This window comes from Actinocorallia libanotica (assembly GCF_039525175.1).
In the GTDB taxonomy this organism is placed as follows: domain Bacteria; phylum Actinomycetota; class Actinomycetes; order Streptosporangiales; family Streptosporangiaceae; genus Actinocorallia; species Actinocorallia libanotica.
In genome coordinates this window covers 89,248-105,188 of the sequence record NZ_BAAAHH010000017.1, presented here as the reverse complement: position 1 = coordinate 105,188, position 15,941 = coordinate 89,248, and the positions used below count along the sequence as shown (strand labels likewise).

At 65.0% G+C, this 15,941-nt stretch carries 15 protein-coding genes and 3 pseudogenes; 14 read left to right on the top strand and 4 right to left on the bottom strand.

Annotated elements, in window-relative coordinates; all coding sequences use genetic code 11:
- Positions 1-541: 541 nt before the first annotated feature.
- Positions 542-1,487 (bottom strand): annotated as a pseudogene (locus ABD140_RS40180) (IS30 family transposase).
- 442 nt (positions 1,488-1,929) lie between these two features.
- Between ABD140_RS40180 and ABD140_RS20970 the strand changes: the two are divergent.
- Together ABD140_RS20970 and ABD140_RS20965 are read left to right on the top strand one after the other, a co-directional pair.
- Entirely contained in the window at positions 1,930-4,080 is a 2,151-nt protein-coding gene (locus tag ABD140_RS20970; protein ID WP_344242599.1) for an NACHT domain-containing protein, read from the top strand.
- 145 nt (positions 4,081-4,225) lie between these two features.
- A complete protein-coding gene (locus tag ABD140_RS20965; protein ID WP_344242598.1) occupies positions 4,226-4,384 on the top strand; it encodes a hypothetical protein in 159 nt (52 codons plus the stop codon).
- Here ABD140_RS20965 and ABD140_RS40175 read toward each other — a convergent pair.
- Positions 4,310-4,486, bottom strand: a pseudogene (locus ABD140_RS40175) (recombinase family protein); the annotation flags it as partial. The gene ABD140_RS20965 and the pseudogene ABD140_RS40175 sit on opposite strands and share 75 nt — an antisense overlap.
- 275 nt (positions 4,487-4,761) lie before the next feature.
- On the opposite strand from ABD140_RS40175, the gene ABD140_RS20960 reads away from it, so the two are divergent.
- Positions 4,762-5,202, top strand: a complete 441-nt coding sequence (locus ABD140_RS20960) for a hypothetical protein (protein ID WP_344242597.1) — start codon at positions 4,762-4,764, stop codon at positions 5,200-5,202.
- Positions 5,203-5,230: 28 nt separating this feature from the next.
- Here ABD140_RS20960 and ABD140_RS20955 read toward each other — a convergent pair whose 3' ends face one another.
- The gene (locus ABD140_RS20955) at positions 5,231-5,686 is read right to left on the bottom strand and encodes a helix-turn-helix domain-containing protein (protein ID WP_344242596.1); all 456 of its coding nucleotides are present in this window, start codon (positions 5,684-5,686) and stop codon (positions 5,231-5,233) included.
- Positions 5,687-5,846: 160 nt separating this feature from the next.
- Here ABD140_RS20955 and ABD140_RS20950 point away from each other — a divergent pair, with 160 nt between their 5' ends.
- The 5 genes from ABD140_RS20950 (at position 5,847) to ABD140_RS20930 (ending at position 10,654) form a co-directional block, all read left to right on the top strand.
- Positions 5,847-6,476, top strand: coding sequence for a hypothetical protein (locus ABD140_RS20950; RefSeq protein WP_344242595.1), 630 nt, complete (start codon positions 5,847-5,849; stop codon positions 6,474-6,476).
- A gap of 52 nt (positions 6,477-6,528) precedes the next feature.
- Positions 6,529-6,882 (top strand): hypothetical protein, encoded by a 354-nt coding sequence (locus tag ABD140_RS20945; protein WP_344242594.1) that lies wholly within the window; start codon positions 6,529-6,531, stop codon positions 6,880-6,882.
- Positions 6,883-8,355 (top strand): hypothetical protein, encoded by a 1,473-nt coding sequence (locus ABD140_RS20940; protein WP_344242593.1) that lies wholly within the window; start codon positions 6,883-6,885, stop codon positions 8,353-8,355.
- A gap of 197 nt (positions 8,356-8,552) precedes the next feature.
- Positions 8,553-8,882 (top strand): hypothetical protein, encoded by a 330-nt coding sequence (locus ABD140_RS20935; RefSeq protein ID WP_344242592.1) that lies wholly within the window; start codon positions 8,553-8,555, stop codon positions 8,880-8,882.
- On the top strand, positions 8,870-10,654 hold the full coding sequence (locus ABD140_RS20930) for a relaxase/mobilization nuclease domain-containing protein (RefSeq protein WP_344242591.1): 1,785 nt from the start codon (positions 8,870-8,872) through the stop codon (positions 10,652-10,654). Before ABD140_RS20935 ends, ABD140_RS20930 begins: the two co-directional genes overlap by 13 nt.
- On the opposite strand, the gene ABD140_RS20925 is transcribed toward ABD140_RS20930, so the two are convergent.
- Positions 10,611-11,048, bottom strand: a complete 438-nt coding sequence (locus tag ABD140_RS20925; RefSeq protein WP_344242590.1) for a hypothetical protein — start codon at positions 11,046-11,048, stop codon at positions 10,611-10,613. The two genes, ABD140_RS20930 and ABD140_RS20925, sit on opposite strands and share 44 nt — an antisense overlap.
- A 141-nt stretch (positions 11,049-11,189) precedes the next feature.
- Here ABD140_RS20925 and ABD140_RS20920 point away from each other — a divergent pair, with 141 nt between their 5' ends.
- The 6 genes and pseudogenes from ABD140_RS20920 to ABD140_RS20895 all read left to right on the top strand — a co-directional run bounded on the left by ABD140_RS20920 (position 11,190) and on the right by ABD140_RS20895 (position 15,144).
- Complete coding sequence (locus ABD140_RS20920; RefSeq protein ID WP_344242589.1) at positions 11,190-11,474, top strand: hypothetical protein; 285 nt, start codon at positions 11,190-11,192, stop codon at positions 11,472-11,474.
- Positions 11,471-12,301: a DUF2637 domain-containing protein gene (locus ABD140_RS20915; RefSeq protein WP_344242588.1), complete on the top strand. Its 831-nt coding sequence runs from the start codon at positions 11,471-11,473 to the stop codon at positions 12,299-12,301. Before ABD140_RS20920 ends, ABD140_RS20915 begins: the two co-directional genes overlap by 4 nt.
- A 53-nt stretch (positions 12,302-12,354) precedes the next feature.
- Positions 12,355-12,477: pseudogene (locus tag ABD140_RS40315) on the top strand (hypothetical protein); the annotation flags it as partial.
- Between the two features lie 636 nt (positions 12,478-13,113).
- Complete coding sequence (locus tag ABD140_RS20905) at positions 13,114-14,187, top strand: toprim domain-containing protein (RefSeq protein WP_344242586.1); 1,074 nt, start codon at positions 13,114-13,116, stop codon at positions 14,185-14,187.
- The gene (locus ABD140_RS20900; protein ID WP_344242585.1) at positions 14,184-14,819 is read left to right on the top strand and encodes a hypothetical protein; all 636 of its coding nucleotides are present in this window, start codon (positions 14,184-14,186) and stop codon (positions 14,817-14,819) included. Before ABD140_RS20905 ends, ABD140_RS20900 begins: the two co-directional genes overlap by 4 nt.
- A gap of 13 nt (positions 14,820-14,832) precedes the next feature.
- Positions 14,833-15,144, top strand: a complete 312-nt coding sequence (locus tag ABD140_RS20895) for a hypothetical protein (RefSeq protein ID WP_344242584.1) — start codon at positions 14,833-14,835, stop codon at positions 15,142-15,144.
- Positions 15,145-15,941 lie beyond the last annotated feature (797 nt).

Below are 15,941 nucleotides of genomic sequence, written 5' to 3'. Positions count from 1 at the left end.
TGATCATCCGTCCGCGATTCGTCCGCGGGATTGAACGTGATCACCTGGCCTGGGCCGCTCCTGGTTGGTCCGCGCTGCTACGCCTCGGACACTGCCATCGGCTCGTTTGAACATGGCTGTCCGCGCCAGTAGGGGTGGTTTGTAATCAACGGGGTGGTGCCGGTCTTCGGGCTTGGACGGTCTTGGGTCGCGTCGCTCTGGCGGAGGTTGTTGATCTGCGGCGTGGATCGACTTGTGAATCTACGGCGTAAAGGCAAACGCTGAGGGCGCCTCCGTTATTTTCTAGGTGACGACGGATGCCAAGCAGGTGGAGCCTGCTGCGATCAGGTGATGCGGACCGCGGACCTCCCCGGTTTGAACGGAGATTCCGTCCGCGCAGGGCGCTTCATTCCCTGCGCGGATTCCCGACGAGGCTGCCGCCTACTTCTTCTCCGCAATTCGGATTTCTCATGAGACATCTGCCGTCTCCTGGCTGGTGCCTGATGACCGCCGCACGCGAGCCGGTCGAGTCCTTCGACCCCGAGGAAGGCTTTCCCTGACCTCAGCCAGTCGTAGCAATTCTGCTGGTCAGTAGATCGGCGAAGACTTCTTTGGGCTTGAGGTAGCCGAGGATAGCCCAGGGCTGGTTGTTGAGCTCATTGGTGACGGCCTGCAGATAGTCCGGGTTATTAGTGATCGCGGTGCCTTTTGGGGAAATGCTTGCGCAGTCATCGGTTGGTGTTCTCGTTCGTGCCGCGTTCCCAGGGCGAGTGGGGGTGGGCGAAGTAAACGGGAAATTCGGCTTTGAGGGTGATGGCGGCGTGGTCGGCCATCTCCGACCCGCAGTCCCAGGTCAGCGACCTGCGCAGCACTTCGGGCAAGCCATGGACGGAGTCGATGACGGCCTCGGAGACCGTGGTGGCGTTACGGGCGGGCGAGTGGGACGAGCACGACGAATCGCGAGACGCGCTCGACCAGGGTGCCCACGGCGCTCTTGCCGTCATTGCCGATGATGAGGTCGCCTTCCCAATGACCGGGGGCCTGCCGGTCTACGGCGTCGGCGGGGCGTTCCTCGATCCACCGCATCCTGGCGATCCGCGGTGCTTCGGGGGTGCGCCCGTGGGCGGGTTTGCGGCGGGTGCGGCCCGAGCGCAGGGCGTAGATCCATCGGTAGACCGTTTCGTGAGACACGCGGACAGCCTCCTCGCCAGGGTGGTCGATGGGCAAGCGGCCGGCGATCTGCTGTGGTGACCAGCCCTGCTTGAGCAGTTCGACGGCCACCAGCAGCAGACAGGGGTCGTCGTCTAGTTTGCGTATCTTCAGTTTCCTGCGGCACATTTTCGCGGCCCGTTCCACCCGCGATGCTCGGTATCTCGCCCCGCCGCCGTGCCAGCCGATCTCCCGCGACACGACGCTCGGTCACCGGCCGATCCGTGCCGCGATCTGCCGATTCTGCAGACCTGGGCGATCCCCCGCGAGATTTCCTCCCGATCTTCCAAAGTCAGCATTCGACGTACAACTCCCATGGCAGATTCCCCGGCTCGGCTCGACGAGAGAACTACCAGCCAACAAGATCAATTACTACGACCGATGGAGGGCAGGCTTCGCAGCGATTCACGACCGTGACACCCACAACCGCGGGCAGGACAGGTCGCTCGCAAAGCCCGGACGCTTGCTAGCCGTCCAATCGTGGGCACCGGGCCCCGCACCCTCGGCCAGAGGGGTAAGACGGCCGATGTCGACATCGAAAGCGGCGGTCCAGGCCGTCATGCTTCAGGACGGTCTCACGGATCGGAACGGTGATTCTGAAGAGCTGCGTTTGACTGACAAGAGGCGGTTGGCATGGGTTTGGTTGACAATGTGGGGATCGGGGGATCCTTCGGCTGAGAGGGCGGAGCGGTGTCGTTCCGACGTGCGGGTCTTCATGTGGTCGCAGGTGTGGCCGGGGTCGTGGCTGCGGGTATCGCGGTCAACCAGGTGCTCAACGACAGCAAGTGGAACTTCTGGGCGCTGGGAATCGCGATCGGTATCGCTGCCGTCGCTGAGTCGGTGAAGTGGTGGCTGGACCACCACTCGCCCAGACCAGGGGTGGCCTCGGCACAGCAGGTCGACGACGCCGCCGCGGCGTTGGCCCATCTGGTGGCGGGCCAGTGGGAGAGCGAGGCTGAGCTGCGGTCGCTGGAGGACCCGGACCCGATGCCGGTGCGATGGCGGCTCACTCCCGACCCCGATCTGGCGGATACGGCAGGTCAGGCCGCAGCCGCGGGATGGGATGCCACCGGCGACGAGGTCGAAGAGCTGGCCGTGCAGTTTCGGGCGTTGGGGCGGTGTCGGCTGGTGGTGCTGGGCGGGCCGGGGTCGGGCAAGACCACGCTGGCGGTCCAGCTACTACGCGAGCTCCTGCGCACCCGGGATGAGAACGGGCGTGAGCCGGTACCGGTGCTGCTGTCGGCCTCCTCCTGGGACACCGCCGTTCACCGGGGGGTGTGGGAGTGGATAGCCGACCAGCTCGCCCTGACCTACCCAGCCCTCAAAGCAGAAGCCTACGGACCTGATGCCTGCCGGGACCTGGTCACCGGCCCCGAGCCGCGCGTCCTACCCGTCATCGACGGCCTGGACGAAATCCCCCCAACCAACCGGATCGCGGTCCTCGAAGCACTCAACCGCAGCCTGGGCCGCGGTCAGCTGATCCTCACCTGCCGCACTACCGACTGGGTCGACGCTGTCGCCGCGGCCGACACCGTGCTGAGTGGCGCCGCCGTCATCGAACCCGATCCGTTGACCCCCCGGATAGCTGCCGATTATCTACGGCGATGCCTACGCCGCGCTCCCAGCCCGGCCTGGCAACACCTGCTGGGCCACCTCACCGCCCAAGACGATATTCCGGCCAGTCCTCTGGCCGAGGCGTGCTCCACCCCCCTGGGTCTGTGGTTGGTCCGTGCTGTTTACCAGCCCCCTGCCACCAGCGCACCCGCACCCGACCTCACCCCCCTGATCGACCCAGCCGCCTACCCCAGCGCCGACGACTTGCGCGCCCACCTGTTCGACCAGCTCATCCCCGCCCTCATCCGCCAACGTCCACCCAGCACTGACCCCCGCCACCTGTTCCGCCCCCGACTCCTGCACGATCCCGACGACGCCACCCGCTGGCTCACCTGGCTCGCCCACCATCTCACCCACCCCCGCGCCCCTGAGGGCCAACCCCGCACCCGCGACTTCGCCTGGTGGCACCTCGCCCGCCACACCCTCGCCCCTAAACAACTCAACATTGCCACCGCACTCGCCATCGGGCTCGGGGTCGGGCTCGTGGCATGGCTCGTGGCTGGCCTCATGGCAGGCCTCCTAGGCGGGGTCGTGTTCGGGCTCTTGCTCGGGCTCGGGGCCGGGCTCACAGTCCGACGCGCATCGAATTGGCTCCATGACCAACCGGGATACGCCAATCTCACCTTGCACAGCCGCAAGAAGGACTTGGTCAGAAAGATCGCAACTGGTCTCCCACTTGGGCTCACCTTCGGGTTCATGTTCGGGCTTGTGTTTGTGACCGAGGTCGGGCTCGCCTTCGGGTTCGCGTTCGGGCTTGTGTTTGGGCTCGCGGTCGGGCTCGCGGTCGGGCTCGTCGAATGGACAGAATCTCCTGCTACTGCGGATCGGGTGAACACACCGACTGGGGTACTGAACGCTGACCGTGCCCTCGCAATCTTTCGGCTGCTCGTGTTCGGGCTTGGGGGCGGGCTCGTGTTCGGGCTTGTGTTTGGGCTCGCGGTCGGACTTGCGGTCGGGCTCGGGCTTGGGGGCGGGCTCGCGGTCGGAGTCCAGGTCGGTCTCCTGCTCGGACTCCTGCTCGGGCTTAGGTTCGGGCAGCATCATGCGTGGTGGTGCTACCTCCTGGCGACCCTCCATCTCAGCCGACGCGGTGCACTTCCCCGCGATCTGATGGGCGTCCTCGACGATGCCCACCGGCTAGGCCTGCTCCGCGCCGTTGGCCCGATGTACCAGTTCCGCCACGCTGATTTCCAAGACCACTTCGCTCGCGAAGCATCCTCTGAGACTGCGGAGGGCTCGGCCTCGACGGATCGCTCCGGGACTTCTTCTGCCGCATAGGTGATGGCGGATGATCACAGCTCTGGGTTCGTCGAGGCGAGGTAGCGGTGCAGGGAAGTCTTCGGGATTCCGGTCTTGGCGGCGATGACGCCCAGGGAGCCGCCTTGGGCCTTGAGGAGCCGTGCGTATTCGATTTTGTCGGCGGGTGGGCGAGGGGCCGGCCGATGTGGCGGCCGGAGGCCTCGGCGACGGTGTGGGCGCGGGCGGCACGCTCGGCGGTGAAGGTGCGTTCCATCTCGGCGAACAGCGCCAGCAGCAGGAAGGCGATGCGGCCCACGCCTTTGTCGGTGGTGTTGATGGGTAGGGGGCTGGCCAGGGAGCGTATGCCGATACCGCGTTCGGCGAGGTCGTGCACGAGGTTGAGGACTTTGCGTAGGTTGCGGCCGATGCGGTCCAGGGTGTGCACGACGACGGTGTCGCGGGCTGGGCGTAGGACCTGTTTTGTGGAATCTGATGTTCCCCCGTTTGGCGGGCACCGTGATGTTCCCCCCGTTTGACGGGCACGGAGGTTGATAGAGATACGGTTCGGCGACCATCTGAAGGAGATCGTTCGTCGTGTCCAAGCCCTATCCGCCGGAGTTCCGGCGGCGTGCCCTGGACCTGCTGGAATCAGGCTGATCGGTGCGGGAGGTCGCCGCGTCGCTGGGTATCGCGGAGTCCTGTCTGCACCGTTGGAAGCGGTTGGACCTGATCGAGTGGGGCCTGAGGGCCCCGAGTCCGGCTGCGGTCGAGTCCGCTGCTCTGGCCCGGGCCCAAGCGCGGATCGCCGAGCTGGAGAATGAGGTGAAGATCCTGCGCAAGGCCGCCGCTGCGGTCGAGCAGGTGATGCCCCAAAAGTCCGGTTCAGCCCTCGTGGCCGAACTGGCCGGTGAGGGCGTCCCGGTCAAACAGGGCTGCCTCGCGCTGGGGGCGTCCAAGTCGATAGAACAGCGCCCGAAGCTCCTGATCGTGACGGTTCTTGGTCGTGGCGATCAACCCGTCTACCAGGAGCTTCTCTACGTTCGACTCGAACGGCCAACCTGCCGTCACGCTGTGACCAGCACGCCCTCTCCAAGGGATGAAAAACGTTCAGTGCCGAACATTATCGAGCGCTCCGCGCATGGAGAGCTCCTCTTTCGATGAGGGGCCTCTGTCAGAGCTTCTCTGGATATCAGCCTTCTTGGGGGGTTGGCCTGTGTTGGTAGTTTTCGATACGTGCGGCTTTGGTGATCAGTTCGGCCACCATCTCCTGTCCTTCGGGTGAGAGTTCGAAGAAGGTGCGAAGCTGGGCGCCACGGACCCCGGTGTCCCGCAGGATGGAGAGGAGTTCGATCTGATGTCTTATTTCTTCGGATATGTTCTCCTGGAAGAAATAAGCCGGACTCACCCCGAAAAATTTAGCCAGGCCTTCCAGTACCCGCTTGGTAGGGTTGTCGGATTTTCCGGTGCGGAGCTTCCACAGGGTGTTGTGTGAGACCTTCTCTCCGGTGAGCCGTTCTATGCCGTCGGCGGCCTCCTGCAGGGAGTAGGGACCCCGGTCGGCTGGGTGCACGGTCTTGAACAGGAGATCGATCTTCTCTGCCAAATCGGACTTGTCATCCGATTTAATTTTTTCGGTGGATGGCATGTTGTTTGTTCCTGTGTGCTTTCACCTGGGTTCAGCGACTCACCATGATGGTCTTCCGGCCGGGTGATTGACAACCTTGCTCGCCTGTTTCTAGCCTCTCGATCATCTGCATCACTCAAAGGTGATTTCGCTGGATCGAGCCTCGCGTCAAGGTGATGCGATGTTGCTGGTCGTCAATGGGGGAAACGGAATGATTCACGAAGGTGGTGCGCTTTCGATGGTCGCGGCCGATGGAAAAGGCGTGCTTCCGGGAAGCAGCATGTCAGAAAGTTCCTTCGACACGCCCGCCGAGATACAGGAAGGAGCCGAGAGCTTCAGGAGGGCTCTTCTGACACGGCTCCTCGTCAACGGCTCGGAGCAGACGCGGGTGGTCCTCGACCGCCGGGAGCTGGGGCGCCTGTTCGAGAGGCACGGGGACGCCATCGCCTGGGAGGCATTCCTGCCTCGCCTTCGGGTCTGTGACCTTCTAGAGGACGCAGTCGAGTATCTGGAAGCCGAGATGGCGGTAACCGACGCGAGACCGGTAGGAGAGAGCAGCGGAAGCCCGTACACCTGCTGGTTCACCACGCCGGGCGCCGATCTCGATGTGGTTCTCCAGACGCTTCAGGGCACACGGAGCCGTCGCTTCCTCGGCTTGCTGTTCGGACCGCGGCCCCACGTGTCGGCGGTCTACGCCATCGAGGACACCACTCGGCCGCGAGGCTTCGGGTTCTCTCCTGAGCTGTTGAGCGGAACTCCGGCAATGACCGAGGAAGAGGCGCTCCGTGCACTGACCTCGTGTCGCATCTGACCTCTGTGCCCTGACCGGCGAAAACGAACCGAACCAAGAAGGGACCTGACCCATGGACGACACGGAAGAGCTCCACAAAGAACTCGGCATCGCGGTGAGCCTGCTCAGAAGGCTGCAGACGATCGCTCGCGCGGAGTTGAAGACCCTGGGTAACTCGATGCGCTGGGGACCGGTGGACCTCGAGGCCACGAACGCACTCGACTCGCTGGGCGAGGCACTGGCGCTTCTGGAAAGCAGCGGGCCGGATCGGAAGATCAAAGCCGGAACCGAAGACTTGGCGGCTGTGGCCGCCGAGGTCGCGGCTTCGATGGAGAAGGCCACGGAGCTGGCACAGAGCCCCGAAGACAAGCTGGCCTGCCTGGATGCGGCCGTGCACGTGAGCCGCCTGCAGAGAGGCCTGCTGTAGATGGCGGCGACCTTCGGGGATCTGCTCGCCGTCGCTGACGCCCACTGGGTGGAGGCGATGGAGTGGCTCGAAACACCGGAGCTGTCCTGGCAGGCCGGCGACCGATCGACCACAGGTGAACTGGGTCAGGCGGCTCTGGTGCTGGCGAGATATGCCGAACGGATCGGAACGGGCTTCAGTGCCCAAGGGCGAGGCACTCCGGTGGCGCGGAAGGCCCAGCTCTGCGCTGCCTCACTGCGTGATGCCGCTTCGGCCTTGCACGAGAACGGAGAACCGCCCTCGGAGCGTTGCGAGCTGGCTCGAAGCCTGTTCATGGCCCGCCAGGCCCTGGGATGCGGATTGGACCTGCTGACAGCCCACTTCGAGGTGGAAGAGGGGAGACTGCGTCCGGTCACCGTGCAGAGCAAGGTCATCTCCAGCACGTCGAGTGTGGAGTGGCTGCTGACAACGGTGGACGGTTACGTCGGCCAGCTGCTGCGGATCGCTGAGAAGTCCGGAAAGGCGGACGCGGCGGCCGAGCTGAGTGAAGCGGTCAGGCACGCGAAGAGGAGAGGAAACCCAGAAGAGCAAGGACTGCGGGCCACGACCATGCCCGCGATCCGAACCACGCCTACGGTAGGTCTCGATGGACGAGAAAGCCTGCTCCCTGAACGAGTACCGCTCAAAGAAGGCGAGACACGAGAACGAGCTCTCGCCGGGATACAGGCCAACGTCCAATGGTTGCGGGCATCGGACGCGCCGCAGAGCGCGCGAACATGGCGATCCCTGGCAACGTCGACGCTGATGACCAGTGAGATCAGCGGCCAGATTCTGCGGCTGCTGATGGAACGCTGCCGCCAGCTCGAATGGCCGGAGACGAGGCATGCACTGGCTGAAGCAGAGGCGGCCGTCGGAGAGCTGAACGACAAGTGGGCCGACGTCACCTTCCTGTGGCGGGAAGTCGTCTGTGACCGGAAGGCACAGCTGGACCAGATGACGGTCGATGCGGGGGAGCTGGTGGTCAGGATGGGACGCCTGGCCTATGCGGACCGCAGGTGGAGGCCGAGCGCCAACGCCGTGACCAGGCTGGTCCGTCCCCAGATCCTCGCTCCTCAGTCCGTTGACGTACGCGTTGTCGCGTTGGCGGTCGAAGACGCTCTCAAAGTTCCGAGAGCAGTGGCTTCACGAGCCTTGGAAGGCCTGACGTCCGGCCGGATGACGGGGCTGAACCGGCGGGGCGAGACCCAGATGAAGCAGAGGCATGAACGGCTCAGCTTGCGCTACCTCCAGGCGCGGAACGCAGCCGGTAAGGCACAGGATGCACTCGCCGAAGCCATGCGGTCCCTGTCCCCGCCGGGAGAACGAAGACCAGGACGCCTGGCTTCGGAGAGCTTTCCTTTCTCGTCCAGGGAGGCGCTTGGCGCAGCCCAGCCGAAGGCCTCTGAAAGAAGAAGTGCCCGGCAGGAACAAGGCGCTCGGCTGACGTTGGGCTGAGCGCCCCGACAAGCCTCGACTGCGCTGAGCCGGGGATAAGTGCTACTTACCTATCTCTTGCTCGCTCGGCGGCTCGTACTTGAGACAGGCAGGGAAGAGGCTGCGAACGGCCTCAAGAGGAGGTCGCGTCGGCTGGATCAGGAGTGCCTCGACGGCGCCGGTCCCGGCAGAGAGAAGAGCGGCGACGCCAGGTCCGGATGCGCTTCAGTGAAGACGAGTACGCGGCGTTCGCGTCGGCCGCCCGGGGCCAGGAGCTGTCCGACGGAGCATACGGAGCACAGGTATGCATGGCGCACGTGCAGGGGCTGGACTCGGTGGAGCAGGAGGTGATGCGCGACCTGTTGAAGACGTTGATGCTGACCGCTGTTCAGGTGCGGAAGATCGGTGTGCTGTTCGACCAGGTGGCGACAAGGGAGAATGCGGCAGGCCGACAGGCGGAGCGGTTCATCGCTTACGCGGTAGCGGCTGATCGGACCTTGCGAAGGGTGGACGAACTAGCCGCCCGGGTTAGGGCATGCCTGCCGTGATCGGAAAGGTGATGCGGGGCAAACGGGTCCAGGGACTGATCCGGTACTTGTTCGGTCCTGAAGAACACGGAAGGCACGTCAACCCGCACATCGTCGCGGGGTTCCGGTCGGCCGAAGATCTCGAGCCGCCGAAGAGAGCCGACGGTCGGCCGGATTTTCGCAGGCTGGACGAGCTGATGACGCAGCCTCTGGCGCTGCTCGGAGAGTACGGGCCGAGGAGACCGGTGTGGCACTATCCGATCCGGGCTCATCCGGATGATCCGGTTCTCGCGGATGAGCAGTGGGCGGAGATCGCTCGCGAGGTCATGCATGCCACCGGTCTGGCCGGGAGGATGGATGGCGGCGGATGTCGTTGGTTCGCGGTGCGGCATGCAGATGATCACATTCATCTCGTGGCGACGCTGGTCCGCCAGGACGGCCGACGACCTGACCTGCACAACGATGCGATCAAAGCCCGGGCGGCGCTACGTCGGATCGAGCAGAAGAACGGCTTGGTACGGACTGCTCCAGCCGACCGGACCGCGGCGCGGAGGCCGAGCAGGGGAGAGCTGGAGAAAGCCAGGCGCCACCGGCGTTCGGAGCCTCCACGCGTTTCGCTGCGACGACAGGTCATCACCTGTGCCGCAGGCGCTCGGAACGAGCACGAGTTCTTCTCGAGGCTGCGCGCAGAAGGCGTTCTGATCAAGTTCAGGACGAGTTCTCAGGATCCGGATCAGGTATCCGGCTATGCCGTCGCTCTCTCCGACAACATCAACGGTGACGGCCGTCCGATCTACTTCGGTGGAGGCAGGCTCGCTTCGGATCTGTCCTTGCCGAAGCTGCGAGCGCGATGGCCATCCGCGTCATCCGGAGAGGATCCGAGCCGGCCGGATGAACATCCGGTCTCCGGATCTCACCTCTCCGTCGGGACTGCGAAGGCTGTTCTTCGGCAGACCGCACATACCTGCGCCGCGGAGGCCTCCGGTGTCACGGATTTCTTCGACCGTCTTGAGCGTGCTGGGCTGCTCCTGCACATCTACCGCAGTGAACAAGACTCCGGCCGGATCAGCGGTTACGCGATGACGCTGCCCGGCCATTGCGACGGCGGCGGACGGCTGCGTTGGTACAGCGGAGGCCAGCTGTCCGAAGAGCTGACGCTGCCAAAGATCACCCGTTCCTTCGGACGGGTGAGACCAGAGCCCGGCCTCACCCATGAGGAGCTCCAAGCGATCTACGACGATGCCGCTCGGGCGGCAGACCATGCGAGCGCCCAGATCCGCCGCTGTCTCGTCCTCAATCCCCAGGCCGCTCGCGACGCGGCTTGGGCGGCGTCCGATGTTCTGCACGTCGCTGCTCGAACCACCGGCAACCCGCATCTACGTCGTGCTGCCCGGGATTACGATCGTGCCGCCCGTGCACCTGACGGACGGATTCCCAAGCGGACCAGAGCAGGAAGCGGTCTTCGTACGGTCGCTCGAGTCATGGCGATGGCCGGTCTCCTTGAAGACCGGACGACCGTTGACCTGCTCACCCTGGTCGCCAGCCTCGTCGCGCTCGTCGACACCGTCTCCCAGCTCCGGGCTGCGGAGGGGCGTCGTGCTCAAGCCGAGGCCGCCGCCAGATCAGTGGGCCACCTTCGTCGTACTGATGCCAGGGCGAGTACCTGCGCGGACGTGGCGGACCCGGCCGGTGCTTCTTTCGCCGCGTCGACGCGACCTCCGCAAGTCGTTCAGCCGGGTAGAGCGCCGGTCATGCCTCAGCACGCCGGTCGGCGGCCGCTGCGGCGAGGATGAGTTCGTCCATGAGCCACCGCGTCTTGGGGGATAGGTCGATCAGGGCTCGCAGCACCTCCGGTTTGATCTCTGCGTTGTGCAGCTTCCGTAGGAGCGCTTTGAACGTCAGGTCTTCGTCGATCGATGTGGCTTCCTCGGCGAATCCGAAGTAGCCGATCGGCACGTCGAAGAACGTCGCCAGTGCTGTGAGCGTTTTGAACTGCGGGTTGTCCTGGCGTCCGGTGCGCAGCTTCCACACTGTGGTGGAGGACATGTCCTCGCCGGTCCGGTTCGATATGGCTTTGGCGATTTCGATGTTGGTGCCCGCGTCTGGCAGGTCGTCCGGCCAGGAGTTGTGGATGAGCCACTCGATCTTCTCGGCCAGGCTGGCCGATGGTGCCACCGCCTCCACCACGTTCACCTCCTGTAAGTGACAACACGCCGTGTGGTCACTTTTGGTTGACAGTGTTGCGTCCGGTCATGCAGAGTTCTTCGCGCCAAGAACCTTAGTTGACGAGCTTTCTTCTCGTCACCTTTCGACACTCAGGGGGAGTCGATGGCGGCGACAACCGGAAACGATCTGAAGACGCGGCAGCAGCTGCTGCTCGACCTGCAGGAGGAACTGGCCGACCAGGGCCTGGACGCCGTGATCCGCAAACCGCGCGGCGGCATCTGGAAACTGAAGGTCAGGCGGGGCCCGTGGTCCGAGACCATCATGTGCGCCGGAGCCGAGGGCGCCTACGCCTTCGTCACCGTCCACGGCCGGCTCCTCGGCAGCGCCGACGACTTCCGCGGCATCGTCGACCTGATCCAGTTCATGGTCAACCGGAGGCAACGGTGACCGCTTCCAGGACGATCCTGTGGTGCCAGATCGCCCTCGCCCCGCTCATCGCAGCTCTCGCCACCCTCGGTGCGGTCGGCTCGTTCGCCACCGTCCGGGACGCCTCCGTGGCCTACTTCGGTGAACGACTCGCCTGGATAGTTCCCATCGGCCTGGACCTGGGCATCCTCGTCCTACTCTCCTGGGACCTGCTGCTCGAGTTGCAGAACCTGGCGTGGCCGATCCTGCGCTGGATCGCCTGGGCGTACATCGGCGGCACCATCACCGTGAACGTCACCGCGGCCGGCGGCGACCCCGCGGGCATGATCGCGCATGCGGCCATGCCCGTCCTGTTCATCACCGTGACCGAAGGCGTCCGGCACCAGATCCGGCAACACGTCGGCCTCGCCGCAGGGACCCGCAGGGAGAAGGTCCCGGCTTCCCGCTGGGTTCTCGCACCCGCCTCCACCTTGCTGCTGTGGCGACGCATGGTGCTGTGGCAGATCACTTCATACGCCAAAGGGCTGGGTCTGGAACAGGAGCGGCTCATCGCCATCTCCAAACTCCAGCAGAGCCACGGCCGGTTCTGCTGGCGGTGGAAGGCGCCCCTCTCCGACCGGCTGGCTCTTCGCATCCACCCTGCCGACGACGTCCACCAGGACGACGACATCGAAGAGCTCGTCAACGCCGCGCAGAAGATCCTCGCCGTTGAGGAGAGCAGCGGGGTACGGATCAGCAACGTCAACCTTGGCCGCCATCTGCGCGCCCAGGGCTACTCGGTCGCCAACGACAAGCTCGCCGCCGTCGGCAAAGCCGCCCGGGCCCGGATGGACGGAGCCCGGCTCTGAGAGACGATCTCGCCGAACTGCTGGAGGTCATCGCCCGCCAAGAGCTCGGCCGCGTGTATCGCGGGGAGCTGCCGTGGCCGACGGTTCTCGAGCGAGCAGCCGCTTACGGGCGATACGGGTTCGTGAACGTCCTGCTGATCGGCGCCCAGCGTGAGGCCACGCAGGTCAAGCCCTTCGAGGAATGGCAGCAGTCCGGGCGCCGGATCCGGAAGGGAGAGCACGCGATCCGGATCCTGTCGCGGCAGGGGAGACCACGCCCGGTCTTCGACATCGCGCAGACCAGCGGGCCAGAGCCGGAACCAGAACCTCCGATGCGCCCGGGGCAGGCATGGAAGCAACTCCACGAAGCCGCAGCCGCTCGTCGCCTGTACGTCGACCGGGGCAGTCGGTGGACCTACCTCGCAGATCCTAAGCTCCGCATCATCATCGAACCGGACCTCGACGATGTCGAGGCGTCCTTCGCGCTCGCCCACCAGCTCGCCCACAAGATCCTGCACCGAGGCGAGTTCGATGAGCCCGGACGAGCATGCGCCGGTATCGGCCGTGCCGAGGCCGACGCGGTGGCCTTCCTCATCACCCGCTCCCTTGGCCTCACGCCCAGCCGGACAGGAGACCTCGAAGTCTCCTCCTGGGCAGGGGGCGACCAGCGAGCGAAGCCCCTTTCGGCCGTCAAGGAAGTCGGATCCCGCATCCTCCGGGCGGCCGCTGCTCTCCAGCGGCAACTCCACGAGCAACCGAAGGCCGCACCGCAGAAGACGACGGTCACCGAGAGGAAGCCTCCTGGAGAGCAGCCGGAAGAGGCCGATACGAGCGTGCTCGACGCCCTTGAAGCCGCCCACGAGTACTTCCATTCGCAGCTTCCGTCGTCGTGGGCCCCGCAGTATCTGTCGGACAGGGGGTTCTCCGCCGAGGTCCAGGCCCAATGGCAACCCGGCCACGCTCCCGCGGGCTGGCGCAACCTGTTCAACGCCCTGACCGGCCAGGGCCACACTCCAGAGGCACTCCTCGCCGCGGGTCTCGTCCGCGCCAAGAACGGCCGTCTCTACGACGTCTTTCGCGACCGCATCACCCTCCCCGTCCGCGACCTCCAAGGACGGGTGGTCGGCTTCATCGGCCGAGCCGCCCCCGGCAGCGACGGCCCCAAATACCTCAACAGTCCAGAGACCGCCCTGTTCAAGAAAGGCCACCTCCTCTACGGCCTCCACGAGGTCAAGGCCAAACTCGCCTCCGGTGCCCGCCCGGTCATCGTCGAAGGCGCCTTCGACGCCTGGGCCATCAACCTCGCCTCCACCGCACACGCGGCCGTGGCCCCCAGCGGCACCGCCTTCACCCCCGCACAGCTCGACCTCCTGTCCCAAGCCGTCCACCTCGCAAAAACCACGCCCCTCATGGCGCTGGACGGCGACCCCGCCGGCCGTAGGGGAGCAGCCAGGGCCTGGAAGGTGTTGTCGCAGCTCAAAGGGAATGTCGGTGCCGTGTGCTTCCCTGAACACCAGGACCCCGCAGAGATCCTGAGCCGCCAAGGCCCAGCAGGCGTACGCGACGCACTGAAAGCCGAACGCCCCCTGGCCGACCTCGCCATCGACGTCGCGATCGAGAGCTCCGCAGACCCGTCCGCCTCGACGGAAACCCGGCTGGTCGCAGCCCGAGCCGCCGCCGAGATCATCGCCCGCCTACCCCCAACCCAGGTCTCCCGCCAGGTGGCCCGAGTCTGCGAAGCCCTTCGCATCGACCACCGCGACATGACCGGCTACGTGGTCGCAGCCGTCTCCCCGGTGACGCAAGCCGCCGAGACCTTCCCCTTACTCCCGCACCCGACGACCCGAACACCCTCCCCACCTCCCCGCCCCGTCCACCGACCGAGAACCACCAGGAGATCCCCATGACCGAGCAGAACACCGACCCGTTCCAAGAAGCCCTCGCCCAAGGAGGCCAACGCCTCGTCCAACTCATCGCCGTCAGCTCTCTCATGACACGAGGCGTCCTCAACTTCCAGGAGAAACGAAGAGCCGCCCGACAGGCCAAAGACGAAGAAGCCCAACGCGAAGCCGAAGCGGAGATCGCTGCCGTCTACGCTCAGGCCTACGCCCGCTTCTCCAGAGCCCTGGATCCCCAATGGCTCAAGGAAGCACCTTTCCTCGACGTCCTCGAAGCCTGGAGTGCCGCCGTGCCCTTCGCCGACGACCGACCGGATGCCGCTCGCGCCGTCACCCGCTGCGAAGAACGCCTACGCGGCCTCCACCCCCACGGCATGTCCCACTACGACCGCTTCCGCGAAGCCGGCAACGAACGCACCGACGCCATGCGCGAAGCCCTGCCCTACCTCGCCCGCGACCCCAACGTCCGCACCGGCCGACCCGGCAGGCAACGCCTCGCACTGACGGCCAACGCCGCAGACCTGGCAGCCGAAAGTTTCCCTTACGACATCACCGAAGCCGTCATCATCAGCTCCCGCTTCGCCGACCCTGGCAACTACCGCGGCCTCAAACTCGAACGCACCCGACACCGGACACGCTGAAGGGAGAACGGCCATGCACGACCTGCTCAGCCAAGACGAGGGCATCGCCCTGCTCGTCGGCGCGGTCATCTTCCTCTTCATCGGCCCCACGACGATCGTGCTGTTCCGAGGAGGAGACGGCCTCGGCCACTTCGCGCTCCTGAACTCCCTCGCCTTCATCATGCCCGTGACCCTGCTGGTCCTCTGGCCGGCCGCCTTCATCTGGCCGAAGCGCTGGGAACCCGAGTCCGACAAGCCTCGCCCTCGGCCCCCGAGGCAGCCCCTGCCACTCGATGAGATGCCCGGCGGCGTAAGACTCATCCGCTCGAGAAGACTGCGAGATTGAACAACGCGAAAGGCCAGTTATCTGGGGAGTGCAGCCTTAGATCGCGATACCGACATTCGGGACACTTGTCCCGACGTCTTCTTCGAGCTGTGTCTTGAAGGTCGGTGGCAGCGGTCGAACCAATCGCCAGAAACGCCCATATGGGAGATTTCCATAGGGATTCACTGGCCCCAAGTGGTGATCTACAGAGAATTTCAGCGAAACCATCGCCGTCTGGATACAATTCCCGGGCGTGCCATCCAAGTAGGGATTCCCGAGAGGGTGAACAAGTCGCAGATCCATGGAAGATCAAGATCCACCTCTCGTCGGTGCGGCGATCTGATCCTCCGCCTCCGGCGAGAGGGCGTGGTTCCCTTCCCCTTTGACATAGATGAATTCGTCTCCCGTTTTCGGGTCTGGCGGGGGCGGGACATCCACTTGGAGCAGATCCATGTCGACCGATCCACCGCCGCCCTGCCTTGCGGACTCTTGGTCAAGACAGCAACGGCAGACCATATCTTCTATGTCTCGGGCTGTGATCGCTGACTGGCTGGAACGGCTGTAGCAAATCCGGCCACGGCCGCCATTGCTGAGGGCCGGATTATCGTGAAGGTTTCTCGGGTCTTCGCTTGGCGCGATGGTGGCGGGAGAAGTAAGCAAAATCCACAAGTGGAAGCCGGATCGCGCGTTTGCTGCTTGACCTTGGCCCTGAGAATTGTGAGGGTGTGAATTCTGTATCGGATGCTAGGTCCCTCGGGGGAGGGGTCGTAGTTGCAGAGGCCGGTTCGCTTGCTAGAACATGCTGGTCGAGAGCAGTG

Excerpts from the sequence above, each read along its gene's own strand:
- ABD140_RS20955 (WP_344242596.1), bottom strand. The coding sequence starts at position 5,686 with ATGCCATCCACCGAAAAAATTAAATCGGATGACAAGTCCGATTTGGCA.
- ABD140_RS20950 (WP_344242595.1), top strand. The coding sequence starts at position 5,847 with ATGTTGCTGGTCGTCAATGGGGGAAACGGAATGATTCACGAAGGTGGT.
- ABD140_RS20945 (WP_344242594.1), top strand. The coding sequence starts at position 6,529 with ATGGACGACACGGAAGAGCTCCACAAAGAACTCGGCATCGCGGTGAGC.
- ABD140_RS20940 (WP_344242593.1), top strand. The coding sequence starts at position 6,883 with ATGGCGGCGACCTTCGGGGATCTGCTCGCCGTCGCTGACGCCCACTGG.
- ABD140_RS20935 (WP_344242592.1), top strand. The coding sequence starts at position 8,553 with ATGCGCTTCAGTGAAGACGAGTACGCGGCGTTCGCGTCGGCCGCCCGG.
- ABD140_RS20930 (WP_344242591.1), top strand. The coding sequence starts at position 8,870 with ATGCCTGCCGTGATCGGAAAGGTGATGCGGGGCAAACGGGTCCAGGGA.
- ABD140_RS20920 (WP_344242589.1), top strand. The coding sequence starts at position 11,190 with ATGGCGGCGACAACCGGAAACGATCTGAAGACGCGGCAGCAGCTGCTG.
- ABD140_RS20900 (WP_344242585.1), top strand. The coding sequence starts at position 14,184 with ATGACCGAGCAGAACACCGACCCGTTCCAAGAAGCCCTCGCCCAAGGA.
- ABD140_RS20895 (WP_344242584.1), top strand. The coding sequence starts at position 14,833 with ATGCACGACCTGCTCAGCCAAGACGAGGGCATCGCCCTGCTCGTCGGC.